17 protein-coding genes are annotated in these 18,370 nt (G+C 57.4%); 7 read left to right on the top strand and 10 right to left on the bottom strand.

The genetic code is table 11. The features are described 5' to 3' along the window. Positions 1–119 precede the first annotated feature (119 nt). From ACTV8E_RS20370 to nudC, 4 genes are all read left to right on the top strand, one after another. Complete coding sequence (locus ACTV8E_RS20370; RefSeq protein WP_251837717.1) at positions 120–2,372, top strand: Orn/Lys/Arg decarboxylase N-terminal domain-containing protein; 2,253 nt, start codon at positions 120–122, stop codon at positions 2,370–2,372. A gap of 161 nt (positions 2,373–2,533) precedes the next feature. Next, positions 2,534–3,346, top strand: coding sequence for a crotonase/enoyl-CoA hydratase family protein (locus ACTV8E_RS20365; protein WP_251837718.1), 813 nt, complete (start codon positions 2,534–2,536; stop codon positions 3,344–3,346). Between the two features lie 37 nt (positions 3,347–3,383). After that, complete coding sequence (locus tag ACTV8E_RS20360; RefSeq protein WP_251837719.1) at positions 3,384–5,048, top strand: ferrous iron transporter B; 1,665 nt, start codon at positions 3,384–3,386, stop codon at positions 5,046–5,048. After that, positions 5,048–5,878, top strand: a complete 831-nt coding sequence (gene nudC / locus ACTV8E_RS20355) for an NAD(+) diphosphatase (protein WP_251837720.1) — start codon at positions 5,048–5,050, stop codon at positions 5,876–5,878. Before ACTV8E_RS20360 ends, nudC begins: the two co-directional genes overlap by 1 nt. On the opposite strand, the gene ACTV8E_RS20350 is transcribed toward nudC, so the two are convergent. Beyond that, positions 5,846–6,631, bottom strand: a complete 786-nt coding sequence (locus tag ACTV8E_RS20350) for a TSUP family transporter (protein ID WP_443200661.1) — start codon at positions 6,629–6,631, stop codon at positions 5,846–5,848. The genes nudC and ACTV8E_RS20350 overlap by 33 nt on opposite strands. 94 nt (positions 6,632–6,725) lie before the next feature. Here ACTV8E_RS20350 and ACTV8E_RS20345 point away from each other — a divergent pair, with 94 nt between their 5' ends. After that, complete coding sequence (locus tag ACTV8E_RS20345) at positions 6,726–7,376, top strand: hypothetical protein (RefSeq protein ID WP_443200660.1); 651 nt, start codon at positions 6,726–6,728, stop codon at positions 7,374–7,376. A gap of 44 nt (positions 7,377–7,420) precedes the next feature. On the opposite strand, the gene ACTV8E_RS20340 is transcribed toward ACTV8E_RS20345, so the two are convergent. The 4 genes from ACTV8E_RS20340 to ACTV8E_RS20325 all read right to left on the bottom strand — a co-directional run bounded on the left by ACTV8E_RS20340 (position 7,421) and on the right by ACTV8E_RS20325 (position 10,593). Further along, positions 7,421–8,188 carry an SDR family oxidoreductase gene (locus tag ACTV8E_RS20340; protein ID WP_443200659.1) on the bottom strand — a complete coding sequence of 256 codons (768 nt, stop codon included), beginning with the start codon at positions 8,186–8,188 and terminating at the stop codon, positions 7,421–7,423. A 30-nt stretch (positions 8,189–8,218) separates the two neighbouring features. After that, on the bottom strand, positions 8,219–9,286 hold the full coding sequence (locus ACTV8E_RS20335) for a phosphotransferase family protein (RefSeq protein ID WP_443200658.1): 1,068 nt from the start codon (positions 9,284–9,286) through the stop codon (positions 8,219–8,221). A 208-nt stretch (positions 9,287–9,494) separates the two neighbouring features. Next, positions 9,495–9,809 carry an SCP2 sterol-binding domain-containing protein gene (locus ACTV8E_RS20330; RefSeq protein ID WP_251837734.1) on the bottom strand — a complete coding sequence of 105 codons (315 nt, stop codon included), beginning with the start codon at positions 9,807–9,809 and terminating at the stop codon, positions 9,495–9,497. Positions 9,810–9,888: 79 nt separating this feature from the next. Then, on the bottom strand, positions 9,889–10,593 hold the full coding sequence (locus ACTV8E_RS20325) for a histidine phosphatase family protein (RefSeq protein WP_273535536.1): 705 nt from the start codon (positions 10,591–10,593) through the stop codon (positions 9,889–9,891). A gap of 196 nt (positions 10,594–10,789) precedes the next feature. Between ACTV8E_RS20325 and sohB the strand changes: the two genes are divergently transcribed. Together sohB and ACTV8E_RS20315 are read left to right on the top strand one after the other, a co-directional pair. After that, positions 10,790–11,821, top strand: coding sequence for a protease SohB (gene sohB, locus ACTV8E_RS20320; RefSeq protein WP_443200657.1), 1,032 nt, complete (start codon positions 10,790–10,792; stop codon positions 11,819–11,821). Positions 11,822–11,832: 11 nt separating this feature from the next. After that, on the top strand, positions 11,833–12,825 hold the full coding sequence (locus tag ACTV8E_RS20315; RefSeq protein ID WP_443200656.1) for a YhdH/YhfP family quinone oxidoreductase: 993 nt from the start codon (positions 11,833–11,835) through the stop codon (positions 12,823–12,825). Between the two features lie 65 nt (positions 12,826–12,890). Here ACTV8E_RS20315 and ACTV8E_RS20310 read toward each other — a convergent pair whose 3' ends face one another. The 5 genes from ACTV8E_RS20310 to ACTV8E_RS20290 form a co-directional block, all read right to left on the bottom strand. Beyond that, positions 12,891–13,385 (bottom strand): DUF934 domain-containing protein, encoded by a 495-nt coding sequence (locus tag ACTV8E_RS20310; RefSeq protein ID WP_251837727.1) that lies wholly within the window; start codon positions 13,383–13,385, stop codon positions 12,891–12,893. Then, positions 13,369–15,027 carry a nitrite/sulfite reductase gene (locus ACTV8E_RS20305; protein WP_251837728.1) on the bottom strand — a complete coding sequence of 553 codons (1,659 nt, stop codon included), beginning with the start codon at positions 15,025–15,027 and terminating at the stop codon, positions 13,369–13,371. The genes ACTV8E_RS20310 and ACTV8E_RS20305 overlap by 17 nt, the downstream gene beginning before the upstream one ends. Positions 15,028–15,372: 345 nt before the next feature. After that, the gene (locus ACTV8E_RS20300) at positions 15,373–15,597 is read right to left on the bottom strand and encodes a DUF2970 domain-containing protein (protein WP_251837729.1); all 225 of its coding nucleotides are present in this window, start codon (positions 15,595–15,597) and stop codon (positions 15,373–15,375) included. A 95-nt stretch (positions 15,598–15,692) separates the two neighbouring features. Further along, positions 15,693–16,709, bottom strand: coding sequence for an RNA methyltransferase (locus ACTV8E_RS20295; protein WP_443200655.1), 1,017 nt, complete (start codon positions 16,707–16,709; stop codon positions 15,693–15,695). 43 nt (positions 16,710–16,752) lie between these two features. Beyond that, a complete protein-coding gene (locus ACTV8E_RS20290; RefSeq protein WP_251837731.1) occupies positions 16,753–17,901 on the bottom strand; it encodes an MFS transporter in 1,149 nt (382 codons plus the stop codon). Positions 17,902–18,370: the final 469 nt, after the last annotated feature.

The following is an 18,370-nucleotide window of genomic DNA, read 5'->3' as shown; positions in this document are numbered from 1 at the left end:
TGCAGCTTGCAGCTTGCAGCTTGCAGCTTGCAGCTTGCAGCTTGCAGCTTGCAGCTTGCAGCTTGCAGCTTGCAGCTCGCTGTATGACTCTGTGTGCAGGATCATCCTAGGGCGGCGCCATGTACAAAGACCTGAAATTTCCGATTCTGATTGTCCATCGCGATATCAAGGCTGAAAGTGTGGCAGGCGAGCGAGTGCGAGCCATTGCCGACGAGTTGCGGCAGTACGGCTTTACCATTCTGTCCGCCAGCAGCTCGGATGAAGGGCGCCTGGTAGCCTCGACCCACCATGGCCTGGCCTGCATTCTGTTGGCCGCCGAAGGGGCGGGAGACAATCGCCGGCTGCTGCATGACGTGGTTGAGTTAATCCGCGTTGCGCGAGCCAGGGCGCCGCAGTTACCGATCTTTGCGTTGGGCGAACAGGTCACCATCGAAAATGCGCCGGCCGAGGCGATGGCCGATCTCAATCAACTGCGCGGCATTCTTTACCTGTTCGAAGACACGGTGCCTTTCCTGGCCCGGCAGGTTGCACGGGCCACGCGGACTTACCTGGATGCTCTGCTGCCACCTTTTTTCAAAGCGTTGGTGGAGCACACCGCTCAATCGAATTTTTCCTGGCACACCCCAGGGCACGGCGGTGGCGTGGCTTACCGCAAGAGTCCTGTCGGTCAAGCGTTCCATCAGTTCTTTGGTGAGAATACCCTGCGCTCCGACCTGTCGGTTTCCGTGCCTGAGCTGGGATCGCTGCTCGATCACACCGGCCCGCTGGCGGAGGCCGAAGTGCGCGCGGCGCGCAATTTCGGCGCCGACCACACCTTCTTCGTGATCAATGGCACGTCGACGGCAAACAAGATCGTCTGGCATTCGCGGGTCGCCCGTGATGATCTGGTGCTGGTCGACCGCAACTGCCACAAGTCGATTCTGCACGCCATCATCATGACCGGCGCCATCCCGCTGTATCTGATGCCGGAACGCAACGAACTGGGCATCATTGGGCCGATTCCGCTCAGCGAATTCAGTCGTGAATCCATTCAGGCGAAGATCGACGCCAGCCCGTTGGCCCGGGGGCGTGAAGCGAAGATCAAGCTGGCTGTGGTGACCAACTCCACCTATGACGGGCTCTGCTACAACGCCGAGCTGATCAAGCAGGCGCTCGAAGGGCATGTTGAGGTGCTGCATTTCGACGAGGCCTGGTACGCCTATGCGGCCTTCCATGAATTCTACTTGGGCCGTTATGGGATGGGCACTCGGCGCGCCGAACAGGGGCCTCTGGTGTTCACCACCCATTCCACCCACAAGCTCTTGGCTGCGTTCAGTCAGGCCTCGATGATTCATGTCCAAGACAACGGCCAGCGGCGCCTGGACCCGGTGCGTTTCAACGAAGCCTTCATGATGCATATTTCCACCTCGCCGCAGTACGGCATCCTGGCCTCGCTGGATGTAGCCTCGGCGATGATGGAAGGCCAGGCCGGGCGCTCATTGATCCAGGAAACCTTTGATGAAGCACTGAGTTTTCGGCGTGCGCTGGCCAATTTGCGTCAGAATCTGAGCCCAGATGACTGGTGGTTTACGATCTGGCAGCCGCCTGAGGCCGAGGGCGCAGGCGGGGTGGTGACTGCCGATTGGCTCTTGCTGCCGGGGGCGGAGTGGCACGGCTTCGGCGAGATCACCGACGACTACATGCTGCTTGATCCGATCAAGGTCACCTTGGTCATGCCTGGTTTGACGGCCGGTGGCCGGCTGGATACACGAGGAATTCCCGCTGCGGTGGTCAGCAAGTTTCTTTGGGAGCGTGGCCTGGTGGTGGAGAAAACCGGCCTGTATTCCTTCCTGGTGCTGTTTTCCATGGGGATCACCAAGGGTAAATGGAGCACCCTGCTGACCGAGTTGCTTGAATTCAAACGCCATTACGATGCAAACCTGCCACTTAGCGAAGCGTTGCCATCGCTGGTCCATGGCGTAGAAACGCATTATCAGGGTATGGGGTTGCGTGATCTGTGTGATGACTTGCATGACTGCTATCGCACCAACAGCACGGCCAAGGCGCTCAAGCACATGTATACGCAGTTGCCTGAAATCGCCCTGAAACCTTCAGAAGCTTATGATCGACTGGTGCGTGGCGAGGTAGAGTCGGTTGCCATTGAGCATCTCGAAGGGCGCATTGCAGCAAATATGCTGGTGCCTTATCCGCCGGGTATTCCTTTGATCATGCCCGGCGAGCGGTTCACAGCGCAGACTCGGTCAATCATCGACTACCTGCATTTTGCCAGGCGCTTTGATCAGCAGTTTCCCGGATTCAACGCCGATGTGCACGGATTGCGGCGACAGGTGAACGAGGGGCAAATAATTTATAGCGTCGATTGCCTCACTTGAGGCTCGTGGGGAAAAGAGCTGCAACCAGGCTGATATTTCAAGCCTGCGGTTAGGTGTCGGGCGTGGTTTGATTCACATCGCGCACCATCGACTTTTGACCCTGGCTTGTTATAGTTGCCGGGCCGCCAATAACATTAACAAGCGCCTCGAGGATGTCAGCTGTGCCAGACTATCAAGCCTTCCGTGTCGAGTTGACGGACAAGATCGCTACCGTCACGATCAATCGCCCGGAAAAACGTAACGCCATGAACAGCGCGTTCTGGTCGGAAATTATCGAGATTTTCGATTGGGTCGACCGCACCGATGAGGTGCGCGTGGTGGTACTGGCCGGTGCAGGTGAACACTTCTCTTCCGGTATCGACTTGGGCCTGCTGGCTCAGGCAGCCAATCTGGTCGGCAAAGATGTCGGCCGCAGTGCCGAAGCCTTACGCCGCAAAATTCTCGAACTGCAGGCCTCCTTCAATGCAGTTGATCGGTGTCGAAAACCCGTGCTGGCGGCCATTCAGGGCTATTGCCTGGGCGGTGCTATCGATCTGATCGCCGCCTGCGATATGCGTTACGCCACTCGCGATGCCCAATTCTCCATCAAGGAAATCGACATGGGCATGGCGGCCGATGTGGGCACGTTGCAGCGTCTGCCGCGCATTATCGGTGATGGCATGATGCGTGAGCTGGCCTTTACCGGCCGCCATGTGCACGGTGATGAAGCGCAGCGCATTGGGCTGGTCAATCGTGTTTGGGACACTCAGGCGCAACTTCTCGAGGGGGTCATGCAGCTGGCCGCCGAGATTGCCGCCAAGTCGCCCATCGCCATTCGTGGCACCAAGGAAATGATCCGCTACATGCGTGATCATCGCGTTGATGATGGCCTTGAATACATCGCCACCTGGAATGCTGCGATGTTGCAGTCGTCCGACCTGCGTATTGCCATGGCGGCACACATGAGCAAGCAGAAGCCGGAGTTTGCCGACTGACTGTAGACTGAACGTAGTAGGCCAGGAGGCGTAAACAATGACAGGGGTTAACTCGCTCAATCTAGTACGTGACGAATTATTCGCCACCATGGATGAGGCTGAACGCAGTCTCGAGCATTTCATCGTCGACCGGCAGAACGGCACGCTGTTGCAGCAGGCCATTGAAAATCTGCAACAGGTACGTGGCACACTCAATTTGATCGAGTTGACGGGAGCCGAGCTACTGGCTCAGGAAACTCTGCACGTGGCGATGGATATTCCCACCGGTGTAGGCCCTGAGCGAGACGGACAATTGACCGCGCTGGGCAGTGCACTACACGTGCTACGTCGTTACCTCGAAGGCCTGGGCCTGCATCGCCAGGAGATTCCCGAGCTGTTGCTGCCAGCGATCAACAAGTTGCGCCAAGCATGTAACCAGCCAGCGCTGCCGGAAAGTTTCTTTTTCAGTGTTCGTCTGGATCAGGAGCGACCGCGCAGCGCGTCCCCGGCGGTCGATGCTGCGGTGCGTGTCAGTCAGACGCGTCATTTGCGGCACATGTACCAGGTAGGATTGCTGGGGCTGCTGCGAGACCCCCAGCCCCAGCCTGGGTTGAAACTGATGGCGCGAGCCATGGCCAGGCTGGATGATCTGTATGCCAACGATCCGCGTGGCCGGCTGTGCTGGATTGGCGCGGCCATGTTCGAAGCCGCGTTGGATGGTCAGTTGCGCCCCAGCAAGGCAGGTAAACAGCTGGGAGTGAGAATTGAGCGCGAACTCAAGCAATTACTTAACAATCCTCAGTATCAGGCACCCCGTCATCTGCTCAAGGAGATGCTTTATCTGATCGTGCTAGCTGACAGCCATGGACCCCGAGCCACGCAGATTCGCGAGGTGTTCAACCTGGGGCCGCTGCCGTTTACCGCACCGATGCTGGCGGAAGAATATCGGCGTTTGGCAGGGCCGGGACAGGCGGTGATGCGTTCGCTCTCCACCGCGATTCGAGAAGAGCTCGGCAGTGTCAAAGACCTGCTTGATCTCATCGAGCGAGGTGTGGTTCAGGATGACGGCTTTGCGAATTTGCATGCCTTGTTGGGCAAGCTGGCGAAGACGCTTGGCATGGTGGGGCTCAGCTCGGCGAGTAATGCCCTGCAAGCACAGTTGGCCGAAATTGCCACCTGGAGCCGTGCGGCTCCAGGCAACACCGATGCACTGAACCAGCTTGCTGATGCGGTCCTCTATGTGGAAAGCATGGTGGCAAGCCTAGAGGAGGATCGACAGGCAGCGCCTGTTGCCCCCTTGCTGCAGCCGGGGCTGAGTTCGCCCAGTTTTGCTGTTCACCAACTGACCGAAGCCAAGATTGTCGTTCTGGATGAGGCCAAGGCCGGGCTTGCACTTTCCAAACGGGCCATTACTGCTTATTTGGAGTCCGGCGGTGACAAAATGCATCTGGCCAACGTGCCAGTAACATTGCAGGCGGTTCGCGGTGGTCTGTGGTTTCTGGGGCAAGAGCGGACCGCGAGGCTGGTGGGAAGCTGTGCAGACTATATCCAGCAACACATGCTGGAGACTGACCAGATGCCAGTGGAGGCCAAGCTGGAAAGTCTGGCTGATGCATTAACCAGCCTTGAGTACTATCTGGAAGCCGGCGGCGCATCGCGCAACGATGTTCTGGAACTTGCCGATCGCAGTGTCGAAGCACTCAGGTTAGCGGTGGCCTGCTGATGGACGCACGCTGGCAACCGGGCTGTATTCCTGCCGGTTTGCCGGGCGCGTGGGTTGTACTGCAAGGTCCGGGTGGTTTTCTTCTGGATGCCCAGGGGCCGTTGTTTCCTGACGCCTGGGTAGGCGAGCAGGGACTGGCGACAGTGGCCGAATATGGGCTTGGGTATTACGACACTGTGCCGGTGTATTTGCGACAGCTCGCTGATCAGCCGGATCTGCCTGGCTGCCAGTGGCAGAGCCTTCGCCAGCATTTGCTCCACGGAGATGCCAAATACGCGGCTCTGCTTGGCTATGCCGGGCAGATTGCGACCTGGGCATGGGAACACAGGTTTTGCGGGGCCTGTGGCAAAACGCTGACACCTGTCGACGGTGAGCGGGCCATGGAATGCCATGATTGTCGGCTGCGCCACTATCCCCGTTTGTCGCCCAGCATGATCGTGCTGGTTACCCGTGGCGATGAAATCCTTTTGGCGCGTTCTCCGCGCTTTCTTCCAGGTGTTTACAGTACCCTGGCTGGCTTCGTCGAGCCAGGCGAGACCGTTGAGCACTGCGTCATACGGGAAATACGCGAGGAGGTGTGCCTGGAAGTGTGCAATGTGCGCTATATCACCAGTCAGAGCTGGCCGTTTCCCCATTCACTGATGCTTGGTTTTCATGCCGAGTACGCGTCGGGGGAGATCGTTGCGCAACCCGATGAAATAGAAGACGCACGCTGGTTCCGGCTCGACGCCTTACCGCCGCTGCCGGCGCACCGATCGATTTCCCGTTACTTGATCGACTTGTATATCGCGCGCCGTTTAGGCCACGCCGAGCCAGTGCTGCCAGGCTAGCCGCGCACTCATTACCAGCACCACCAGAATAAACACGGGGCGAATGAACTTGGCACCTCCGTGGATCGCCGTGCGCGCCCCCAGATAAGCGCCGATCATCAGCGCCAGGCCCATCCCCAGGCCCAGCGCCCAGGCGACATTGCCGCTGGCCACGAAGACGGCCAGCGCCACCCCGTTGCTGACAAAATTCATGCTCCTGGCCACGCCGCTGGCGCGGAGCAGGTCCAGGGGATAAAGCAGCAAGGTACTGACCGTCCAGAATGCCCCGGTGCCGGGCCCGATCAAACCATCGTAAAACCCCAGCCCGAGGCTTTGTGGCCACTGTCGCTGGCGTGGAATGATTTGGTTTGGATCCGAGGGAGTTTTGGGGGTACGACTGAAAAGCAGATACAACCCACAGCCAAATACCACGACCGGCAGGATCTGGTTCAGCGCACTGGCTGGCAGCCAGTGTGCGAGGGCTGCGCCAAGCATTGCGCCCAAGGCCGTGCCGAGCAGGGCGCGATACCAGTGACGAGGAACGAATAAGCGGCGGCGGTAGAATGTGTAGCTGGCCGTTGCGGAGCCGAAAGTGGCGCACAGCTTGTTGGTGCCGAGCACAAGATGTGGCGGCAGGCCGGCCGTCAGAAGGGCGGGAATGGTAAGCAGGCCCCCGCCGCCGGCTATGGCATCGATAAAACCGGCAATAAAGGCGACTGCCAGCAAGGCTGCAAAAATCCAGGAATCGAAAGCCAGTTCGAAGGGGAAATCCATGAAAAACTCGAAGTCGGTCAGATTGTGAAAGGCTCTGTGTAGAGACAAAGCGTACGCCTGCACATAATGCCGCCTTTTCTAGCGGAGATCTTGCATGCAGTACAACGGGCTGGCCTGGTTCACCGCGTTGCTGGCGTTACTGGCCTTGCTGCTTGCGGCACGCATTCTATTCAACCGCCACTGGTTGCTGGGCTGGTTGCGAGGTTCTCTGGGCATGGCTTGCCTGGCAATAGCCGGGATGGTCGCCCTGGTCGCCCGTGATCTGCTGTTCTATGCCCCCTTGCCAGGCAGCAAACCTCTGGCAACTTTGAATTTCAAGTCCCTCGGTGAACAACAGTTTGCGGTTACCCTGCTGGCCGGCGCTCAGGAGCAAGAAGTTCGGCTGAATGGCGATCTCTGGCAACTGGATACGCGTTTGTTGCAGATGCAAGGGTTAGCAACACTGATTGGATTGGAGTCGGGTTATCGCCTGGAAACCTTGTCTGGCCGCTATCTGGCCATCGAACAACAGGATTTGGCGCGCAATACCGATGTGTCGCTAGTTGAACCGGTCTTGGGTATAGACCTGTGGCGCTGGCTGCGGCTGGCTCAACATCATGCCTATGGGCTCGATGCGCAGATTGTGCGCAGCGCACCGATGCCCATGGCCGATGGGGCGGTATTCGCGGTGCGGCTGGCACCGACCGGACTGGTTGCGCAGCCGTTCAATTTGGCTGCGCAACAGGCTATGAAAGGCTGGCAGTAGGGGGGAGAGGGGCCGGGCATTGCTGGCCCCTGGAATGACAAGACTCAGGCGAGATAGCCCCCATCTACATTCAACGCCAGGCCCGTGGTGTAGCTGGAGGCGGCACTGGCGAGGTACAGCACTGCGCCTGCCATTTCGCTCGGGTCTGCAACACGCTTGAGCGGAATGCGCTGCAGGGCATATTTCAGGATCGCTTCATTGCTGGTCAGCGCCGAGGCGAACTTGGTATCTGTCAGGCCCGGTAATAATGCGTTGCAGCGGATGCCAAAGCCTGCGCATTCCTTGGCGAAGACTTTCGTCATGCTGATCACAGCGGCTTTGGTCACTGAGTAGATGCCCTGGAATTCCCCGGGCGTGACGCCGTTGATCGATGCGACGTTAATGATACTGCCGCCCCCGTTGGCCTTCATCAATTTGCCGCCCTCGATGGACATGAAGTAATAGCCGCGAATGTTCACATCCACAGTTTTTTGAAAGGCGGCAAGATCGGTGTCGAGCACGTTGGCAAATTGCGGGTTGGTGGCTGCGTTGTTCACCAGGATGTCCAGGCGGCCAAAGCGCTCGCGTATCTCGGTAAAGGTATTTTTGATCTGCTCCATCTCGCCGATGTGGCAGGCAATGGCTGTGGCCTGGCCGCCTTCGGCGTTAATGGCGTCAGCCACGGCCTGACAGCCTTCGATCCTGCGGCTGGAAACGATTACATGTGCGCCTTGCTGGGCGAGCAGGCGGGCGATGGCTTCGCCAATACCGCGGCTGGCGCCGGACACGAAGGCGATCTTGCCATCAAGGTCGAACAGGGTGGTCTTGGTCATGGCGTTTTCCTTGTTATTGGGACCGATGGTTTACAGCGATGAGTGCTGAATGAGGTTGTGGGCCATTTTTTCCAGCAGGCCATTCATCTGCACGAAGGGCGCGAATCGTTTGTCCTGGGTCTGGCCGTGGTAGTACCGGTAATAGATTTGCTGGACGATGCCGGCCAGGCGGAACAGGCCGTAGCAATAGTAGTAATCGAAGTTTTCAATTTCGGTACCGGCGCGTTTCGCGTAGTAATCGACAAACTCGCGTCGGGTCAGCATGCCCGGAGCATTGCTCGGCTGGCGGCGCATCAGTTGCACTGCAGGCGGATCGCTTGCTTCGATCCAATACGCGAGGGTGTTGCCCAGGTCCATCAGGGGATCGCCCAGTGTCGTCAGTTCCCAGTCCAGCACCCCAATGATTTGCATCGGGTTCGCCGGGTCGAGAATGACGTTATCGAAGCGGTAATCATTGTGCACGATAGCCGGGCGGGAATGATCGGCAGGCATCTTGTCGCGCAGCCAGGCCTTGATCGGCTCCCAGCTCGGGGCGTCGGGAGTCAGCGCCTTTTCGTAACGATCGCACCAGCCTTCAATCTGGCGCTGCACGTAACCTTCCGGCTTACCCAGATCCGCCAGGCCGCAGGCGTGGTAGTCGACATTGTGCAAGTCCACCAGTTTATCGATGAAACTTTTGCACAAGCCGCGGGTTTGCTCAGGAGTGAAATTCAGTGCGGCAGGAATGTCGGCGCGCAAGATAATGCCTTCGACCCGCTCCATCACATAAAACTCGGATCCGATCAGCGATTCGTCGGTGCAGTGCGCATAGGCTTTTGGGCAATAGGGAAAGCCCGCATTAAGCTGGTTGAGAATTCGGAATTCACGCCCCATGTCGTGGGCCGATTTAGCCTTGCGGCCAAACGGGGGACGGCGCAGAACAAGCTGCCGGCCGGGGTATTCCAACAGATAGGTGAGGTTGGAAGCGCCGCCGGGAAACTGGCTGATCTTCAGGTCGCCGTGTAATTCAGGAATGCTCGCTTTCAAGAACGCATCAATCGTCTCGGCATTGAGTTCTTCTCCCGAGCGGATGCGAGTGGCCTGGTCGATCAACGCCATTTCTTATTCCTTTTTATTGAAGGTCAAAAAGCCGATCAAAGAATGGTCAATCTAATGACTTATCGCAGTCCTTAACAACTCATAGTGGCCTTAATAGGTAGGCGTGTTGGTAGCCGATAAGCATCCTTGCGGAGCCTATGCCGCGGTGCATAGGCCAGGCGAAAAAAAAACCGGAGCATCAGCCCCGGTTTTTTTAAAACCGAGCAGCTTAGACTGGGAACAGTTCGCCCAGCTTCATGGCCAGCATCATGTCGCCTTCGGCGCGCAGCTTGCCGCCCATAAAGGCTTGCATGCCGTCGGTTTCGCCGGTGGTGATGCCCTTCAGGGTTTCGCTGTCCATGATCAGGGTGACGTTGGCGTTCGGGTTTTCGCCTTGTTCGATGCTGCACGCACCGTCTTTAACAACGATGTAGTGGTTTTCGCCGTCTTCGATGTTGAACTGGAATACCAGGTCCAGGCCAGCAGCTGCGCTGGAGTTGAACTTGGATTGCATGGCTTTGATGATGTCGGCGCTGCTCATAATGTCATCCTTCTTTATTTTCGATTTTCGATTTTCGATTTTCGGTTTTTGCTGGCGGCCAAGAGCCGCAGTGGGCTGGAGCTCAACGGTAGGTGATGAGCTCCGGCGCCTTCAACAGCTGTAAATGCGCATGGCTGTTGAAGGAAGCCAGGGTTACTTCGGAGTCCCGGAATTTCAGTTGGGTTACCGAAGTGTTGACGATCTGCCAATTGAGCTCGAAAGCTTTGCTGGGCGGAACGCCGATGATCTGATGCAGTAAGGCGGTGATGGTGCCGGCGGAAGTAAACACAGCAATGTGTTCTCCCTGTGCGGCGTCGTTGAGTACACGCTGCAAGCCCTGCTGGACGCGAGTACTGAATGCTTGCCAGCTTTCCTGGCCGGGCTTGTCGCCAGAGCCGCTGAGCCAGCGGTCAATAACAAAGGCAAACAGACGCTGGAACTCACCCGGATGCCGGGTAACGTGACGAAGGATATCCAGCGTCCTGGGTTCGTATTCCAGTAGTTCGGGCAAGTGAGCGCGGATGAGTTCATCGGCCTTGAATTCATTGAAGGCGGCATCGATAGCGATATCCGCTGAGTCTCCGTTGCCCATACGGCGCAGCACATGTGTAGCGGTATCTCTCTGTCGGCGCAGCTCACCGCTGTAGCAGCGGTGCAGCGTTATGCCTACATGAGCCAGGTGTTTGCCGAGCACTTCGGCCTGGCGCACACCATTGGGGCAGAGAACATCGTAGTCGTCTGCACCGAAAGAGGCTTGGCCATGTCGAATCAGATAGATGCTACCCACGCCCGTCGTCCAGGTACGTTGAAAGTGACGCGAGGTTAGGTGGTGAGGTGGTGGCCTGTCAACGAAAAAACATACGCTTGTTTGAATCGCTAATGCTTGCTGCAGCTGCGTGTCTGGCTGTCAGGCCAGGTGCTCGGTATGCTGAGCGAATCTGTGGCGGGGCGGCCTGACCATTACATCGAGATGAGGAAGCGCTGTGGAGTATCTGGCTGACTATGCGAGTTTTTTGGCGAAATCGGTGACCGTTGTACTGTCCATCGTGGCGGTGCTTGTGGCTCTGGCCGTCTTGCGAAGCCGAGGGCGGGGGCAAAGCACCGGGCAATTGCAGGTGCTGAAACTAAATGAGTTCTACAAGGGGCTGCGTGAGCGTCTGGAACTGGCATTGCTGGACAAAGAGCAGCTCAAGGCACATCGCAAGGCGCAGGCCAAGGCGGAAAAAGCTCAGAAGGCGGAAAGGAAGACCGGCGATCTCAAGCCTCGCGTCTATGTGCTGGACTTTGATGGCGACATCAGGGCGTCGGCGGTCGAACATTTGCGACATGAGGTGACTGCTCTGCTCAGTCTGGCCACAGCTCAAGATGAAGTGGTGGTGCGCCTGGAGAGTGGGGGGGGCATGGTCCACAGCTACGGTTTGGCATCCTCGCAACTGGCGCGGATTCGCCAGGCTGGGGTGCCATTAACGATCTGCGTGGACAAGGTGGCCGCCAGCGGCGGTTACATGATGGCGTGCATTGGTGACCGAATCCTCAGCGCACCCTTTGCCATCCTTGGTTCGATCGGCGTGGTCGCTCAGCTCCCCAATGTGCACCGTCTGTTGAAGAAGCACGACGTTGATTTTGAAGTGCTTACTGCCGGTGATTACAAACGAACCTTGACTGTATTTGGTGAAAATACCGAGAAGGGCCGGAAAAAATTCCAGGAGGAGCTGGAGATTACCCATGAGCTGTTCAAGGACTTCGTGGCTCATTATCGTCCGCAGTTGGATATCCAGGAGATCGCCACGGGTGAAATCTGGTTGGGACAGGCGGCATTGAGCAAGCAACTGGTGGATGAACTCAAGACCAGCGATGAGTACCTTTCGGAGCGGGCCAAAACAGCAGATTTGTTCCAGCTGCACTATGCGCAGAAGAAAAGCTTGCAGGAGCGTGTCGGCCTTGCGGCCAGCGGAATGCTGGATCGCGTGGTGCTGACCTGGTGGGGCCGCTTGCAACAACAACGATTCTGGTAAGAGAGAAAATAATGAGCGTATTCAAGGCATTACAGGTAACCCAGGCTGCAGATGGCCATTTTGAATCGGCGGTAGTTGAGCGAGACACGAGCTCACTGCCGGCTGGAGATGTGCTGGTGCGCGTGCAGTATTCCTCCTTGAACTATAAGGATGCCCTGTCGGCCAGCGGCAATCCGGGCGTGACCAGGCATTTCCCGCATACACCAGGGATCGACGCGGCAGGAGTCGTCGAGACGTCCTCGGTAGATGGCTTCGTGCCAGGCGATGAAGTCATCGTCACCGGATACGATCTGGGCATGAGTACGTCGGGCGGATTCGGTCAATACATTCGGGTTCCGGCCGCGTGGCTGGTCAAACGCCCTGCTGGTCTGACGCTGCGTGAGTCAATGCTGCTGGGTACGGCTGGCCTGACGGCGGGCTTGTGCGTGGAGAAGCTGCTACGTGCCGGGTTCACCCCAAAGGCAGGCCCTGTGTTGGTGTCGGGCGCCACGGGTGGGGTGGGCAGCATCGCGGTGAGCTTGCTGGCGCATCTGGGCTGCCAGGTGGTGGCGGTGACGGGCAAGGCGGAACAAGCAGACTACTTACAGCGCTTGGGCGCCACTCAGGTGCTGCCGCGCGAAGCCTTGCAAGAAGGTACGGCCAAACCGTTGCTCAAGGAGCAGTGGGCGGCGGCGGTGGATACGGTAGGCGGCGACATTCTATTCAATATCGTCAAGTCGTTACGCCGTGGCGGCAGTGTGGCTTGTTGCGGGCTCACGGCCGGAGTTAATTTCCAGGCCTCCGTTCTGCCGTTCATTTTGCGTGGCGTTGATCTGCTGGGCGTGGATTCGGTGGAAATTCCCTTGGCTGATAAGGCCTCCGTCTGGGACAAGCTGGCCGGACCATGGAAGATGGCGGAGCTTGAGGATCTGGTGGAGGAGATCGGACTTGAGCAATTGCCTGAGGCGATCCAGCGTATTCTTGCCGGCAAGATGGTCGGCCGAGCTCTGGTAAAGCTGGACTGACTTATTCTAGGTCCAGCAACCAGAAAGCCCCGTGATTAGCGGGGCTTTCTGGTTTTTAGCCGAGCTTAACGGCGGCGGAACAGCGGACGTGGATCATCGGTGGCAGCTTGGTAGGTTACCGAGAAATCCTTGAGGCTTTTCAGCGCATCGTCAGGGTCGCGATCCGGGCGGATGGCAAAGGCATCGAAGCCACAGCGGCGCATATAGAACAGCTGGTCACGCAGCACATCGCCAATGGCGCGTACTTCACCTTTATAGCCGTAACGTTCGCGCAACAGGCGAGCGCTGGAGTAATGGCGACCATCGGTGAAAACCGGGAAATTCAAGGCCACAATCTGAAAGTGCGTCAGGTCATCAGCGATATCCTCTACCGCTTCATCGGCATCGAGCCATACTCCCAGCCCGCCGTCACGGGCTTTGAGGGCATGGGCATGCTCGCGCCACAGGCGCAGCGGCACGATCAGGTCGTCACTGTTGGGCAGTCCATCCAGCGAGGCCTCCTTGTCGAGCAGGTGCCAGGTTTCGTCGACGATCTGCTCGTTCTTAATGATTCGCTGCATAGACGCGCTCTTTAAAACGATCGATGCCAATGCGGCGGTAGGTGTCGATAAACTGCTCATCTTCGGTACGTTGCTCCACGTAAACGGCAATGATCTTTTCAATGACGTCAGGCATGACATCCTGGGCGAAGGATGGGCCGAGAATCTGTCCCAGACTGGCATCGCGTCCTGAGCTGCCACCCAGGGAAACCTGGTAGAACTCGGCGCCTTTCTTGTCCACGCCCAGAATGCCGATATGGCCAACGTGGTGGTGACCGCAGGCGTTCATGCAGCCGGAAATGTTCAGGTCGAGCTCACCGATGTCGAACAGGTAGTCGAGATCGTCAAAGCGCCGCTGGATGGCTTCTGCCACTGGAATCGACTTGGCGTTGGCCAGCGAACAGAAATCGCCGCCCGGACAGCAGATCATGTCGGTCAGCAGGCCGATGTTGGGAGTGGCGATGCCCAGCTCGCGCAGTTCATGCCAGAGCTCGAACAGTTGGGATTGTTCGACGTCGGCCAGAATCATGTTCTGCTCGTGGGAGTTGCGCACTTCACCGAAGCTGTAGCGGTCTGCCAGGTCGGCAATGGCATCCAGTTGCTTTTCAGTCACATCGCCCGGTGCGACGCCGGTGGCTTTCAGGGACAGCGTGACTGCCGCATAGCCAGGCTTCTTGTGCGCAGTGACGTTGCGAGCGCGCCAGCGAGCGAAGCCGGGATGTTCGGTATCCAGCCGGGCCAGTGCCGCGCCCTGATCTTCCAGCGTTTTGTAGAGCGGGTCGACGAAAAATTTACTGACCCGAGCCACTTCTTCTTCGGTCAGGGTCAGCGGGCTGTCTTTCAAGTGTTCCCATTCCGCTGCGACACGTTCGGCGAACACTTCCGGAGTCAGTGCTTTGACCAGGATTTTGATACGTGCCTTGAACTTGTTGTCGCGACGGCCGTAACGGTTGTAAACCCGAAGAATGGCATCGAGATAGCTGAGCAGGTGCTGCCAGGGCAGGAATTCATTGATGTAGCTGCCAACGATTGGGGTACGCCCCAGGCCGCCCCCGACGGAAACCCGGAAGCCCAGTTCGCCTGCGCTGTTATGAACCGCTTCCAGGCCAATGTCGTGCACTTCAATGGCGGCGCGATCGCTGGCAGCACCGTTCACGGCAATCTTGAACTTGCGAGGCAGGAAGGCGAATTCCGGGTGAAAGGTCGACCATTGGCGAATGATTTCGCACCAGGGGCGCGGGTCGATCACCTCATCCTTGGCGACACCGGCAAATTGGTCGGTAGTGGTGTTACGAATGCAGTTGCCGCTGGTTTGGATCGCATGCATCTGCACGGTGGCCAGCTCGGCCAAGATATCCGGCACATCTTCCAGTTCCGGCCAGTTGAACTGTACGTTGGTGCGCGTACTGATGTGGGCGTAGCCCTTGTCGTACTTACGGGCAATTTCCGCCAGCTTGCGAACCTGCTTGGAGGACATCAGTCCATACGGTACGGCCACGCGCAGCATGGGCGCATAGCGTTGAATGTACAGGCCATTTTGAAGACGCAGTGGCAGAAGCTCGGCATCACTGAGCTCACCGGCCAGATAGCGGCGAATCTGATCGCGGAACTGACGTACCCGATCTTCGATGATGTGTTGGTCGTACTGGTCGTAAACGTACATGAAAGATCCTGACAGCTATTGCGCGCACGGCAGCGCGACCCGGATAGGGCCGGCAAGATACCAGTTGGTGTTTATTCGTAAAAGTGAAGAATAAGAATATGCTTAGAACCTGAATCGCTTAAGAAGCCAAGATTCGGTGCTTGAGGAGACGATGCGTCTGGTCTTTACTCACAGGTATTCAGGGAGTCTGAGCAGGGGAAAACGATGAGCAACCATTCTGGACATGATGACCGAGACAGTGTTGCGGACGCGGGGGCGATCTTTTGCCTGATACTGATAGCCGTCGTCACGGCGGTGTACTGGGTCAGCCATCAATAAAGCGACGAAGCAAAGGCCGGGGGTGCGCTATAGATTTGCAAAGTGCAGAACCAGCTTAACGGCGCCAAGTACAATCAGCACAAACAGCACCATGAATAGCACACCCAGCAAAAGAAACTGGCTGGGTTTGCCGCGGCTGAAGTCCCGTGCGCGATTTTTTCCGGTTTGCACGCCCAATGCCCCGGCCAACATGCTTTGCAGCATTTCCCGCATGGTCAACGGTTTGTGATCATCGTTTTGGTCTTTGCTCATAAAGCCCTCCTGTAGGCATCAGGATAGCCAGGTTTTAGCGGACCATTTCAGAGGTTGAGTCTGACCGTCGAATTTGGTTGGACTCAGGTCTGAAGTCATCGATTGGCTATTTCATTGGCCCGCGCCCGTAGCTGCCCGCATCCACCATCAATGTCTTGTCCGGCTGAATTGCGTATTTTTGTCAGCACACCGTTGTCATGCAGGTAGCGCCTGATCTGTTCGATTCGGTCGGCGTCTGGACGCTGGAAAGGGTCATCTGTCAGGCTGTTATAGGGAATCATGTTCATGATTGCGTACTTGCCCTTGAGCAGGCGAATGATTCCATCCATTTCCTGCTGACTGTCATTGATGCCTTTTAATAGGGTCCATTGATACTGCACCGGAAAATCCACGCTGCGAGCGTAGTCTTCACTCAGTTGCACCAATTCCTCAGGATCGAGCCGGGGTGCCCGAGGCAGCAGTTGACGGCGCAACTCGGCATCGGTGGTGTGCAGTGACAGCGCCAGAGCTGGACGCACCTGCTGTTGCGGGAGCCGCTCGAAGACGCGGGGGTCGCCTACGGTCGAGAACACCAGGTTCTTGTGCCCTATACCCCCTTCGGTGCCCAGCAGGTTGATCGCCTCCAGCACGTTTTCCAAGTTGTGTGCCGGTTCGCCCATACCCATGAATACCACTTTCTTTACGGGGCGAAAGCGGCGGGCCAGCGCGACTTGGGCAATGATCTCGGCGCTGGCGAGGTGGCGGAGGAGGCCACTTTTGCCGGTCATGCAAAATGTGCAACCTACTGCGCAGCCAACTTGGCTGGACACGCACAAGCCACCGCGCGGCAACAGAACGCTCTCAATTAGTTGGCCATCGCCCAATTCAACCAGTAGGCGAGCGGAGCCGTCGGCACCAGGATGCGCTGAGCTGAGTCTGGCCAGATTGTCGAGCGTGAGGGCAATGACAGGCAGGCCGTCGCGCACGGAACGAGGCAGGAAATCCTCGCTACGCTGATGCCGAGTGCCGGCATCCAAGGGTAAGCCCTTGAGCCAGGTACGGGTGAGTCTGCCGATATGCACGCCTTTGGCGCCGATATCACTCAGTTGCTGGTGAATGTCTTGGATTTGCATAGGGCGCGCATTCTAGCGAATGGTGGGCGGAAGAACAGAACCTTCAGCGTGCGAACCGGCGACCGGTGAGTGCAATTCCCAGTAGCATCAGCATCAGAGCAGCGAAGGCGATGCTGAGTGAGCTGTAGTTAGCAAGCAGGCCCATGATTGCCGGGCCGGCTAGCACACCGGCAAACCCGATGGTGGTCGCGGCAGTGACAGCTAGATGCACGGGCATATCGTCTTGATGGCTGAGGGATGAAATGAGTACGGGCGAAATATTGGCGCAGCCCAAACCGCACAGGCCATAGCCAAGCAGTGCGAGTGGCCAGTGTACTGTAATGATGCTGAGGCCAATTCCGCTTGCGGCCAGTAGGCTCCCAAAAATGATGATTTTGGCTGTGCCCAGAGCTCGAACAACGGGTGCGCCGGCAAACCGGCCAATGGTCACCATTAAGGCAAAGCTTGCGTAACCCAATCCGCCCAGGGCGGTTTCGAGCTTTTTATCCTGGGTTAGGTAAAGAGCGCTCCAATCCAGAATTGCGCCTTCTGCCAGATACACCACGAAGCAGAGTGCACCTATCAACAGTACGACGCCATTCGGGCGGATAAAGGCGACACCGCCTCCAGAGGCGCGGTCAGTCAGGAAGCCGCGCATGACCAGCAGGCTGCAAACAATAATCAGGCCGATCATGAGGAAGCTGCCTGTTGCGGCTGAAAGGCCTAGCGATAACAGCGCCGTCAGCAACAGTGCGCCGGAAATGGTGCCCAGGCTGAACATGCCGTGAAAATTCGACATCAGGTGCCTACCAAGCTTGCGCTCGATCAGCAGGGACTGAATATTGAGCACCACATCCAATACACCCAGGCTGCCTCCAAAGCAGAACAAGGCGAGCGCCAGAAGCCAGAACGATTCCGTCAGCGCCATAACACCGAGCGAAACCAGCAGAAATAAAATGCACGTCATGATCACTGGGCGAATGCCTTGGCGCGCAACCAGGATGCCGGACAGGGGCATCCAGACGAGGGAGCCGAGCCCGATGAATAACAGCAGCAGGCCGAACAGCGCATCGCTCATTTCGATGCGTTCGCGCACGTAAGGCACCAGGGGCGCCCATATGGATAAACCAAAGCCTGCTATAAAAAAGCCGCAGCGAGTTGCGCAACGAACAAGGGGAGCGTCGATTGCGATCGGTTGGTTTGCTGCAAGCATGTTGGGACCTTCGAGAACGTAAAACAGAATGTAGCGTCGGCGGGCACGCGATGAGAAGCAAGCTTGAGCATCTGTGCAAGCGGATTAGCAGTAAAAAGAGCAAAATTGGATGTAGCTGCAAATAACCCTTGACGGCAGAATCCAGCGGCCTATAATGCGCCCCACTTCCGGTGCAGACCTTACTGAAAACTCCTTGTAGATCAACGAGTTAAGCGGTTTGAAGAATATCGGAAGGTTCGCTTTTCGAAGCGAAGGCGGTGCGAGGTTGGAGTTGACAGCGATTCAGGTTGCTGTAGAATTCGCCTCCCGCTACCGAGCTGGGGTTTACTTCGGTCGGTAGCGCAAGTGGTTGAGAAGGTTGAAAAAAATCTTCAAAAACAACTTGACGGCAAGTAAGGCTGCTGTAGAATGCGCGGCCTCGGTTAGCGACCTCCGGTCCAGATCGAAACGTTCTTTAACAACTGAATCA

The organism is Pseudomonas sp. B392_1p (genome assembly GCF_052245235.1).
GTDB lineage: Bacteria > Pseudomonadota > Gammaproteobacteria > Pseudomonadales > Pseudomonadaceae > Serpens > Serpens gallinarum.
Note: the sequence above shows the minus strand (reverse complement) of the source record. Positions and strands in the feature narration are given on the sequence as shown.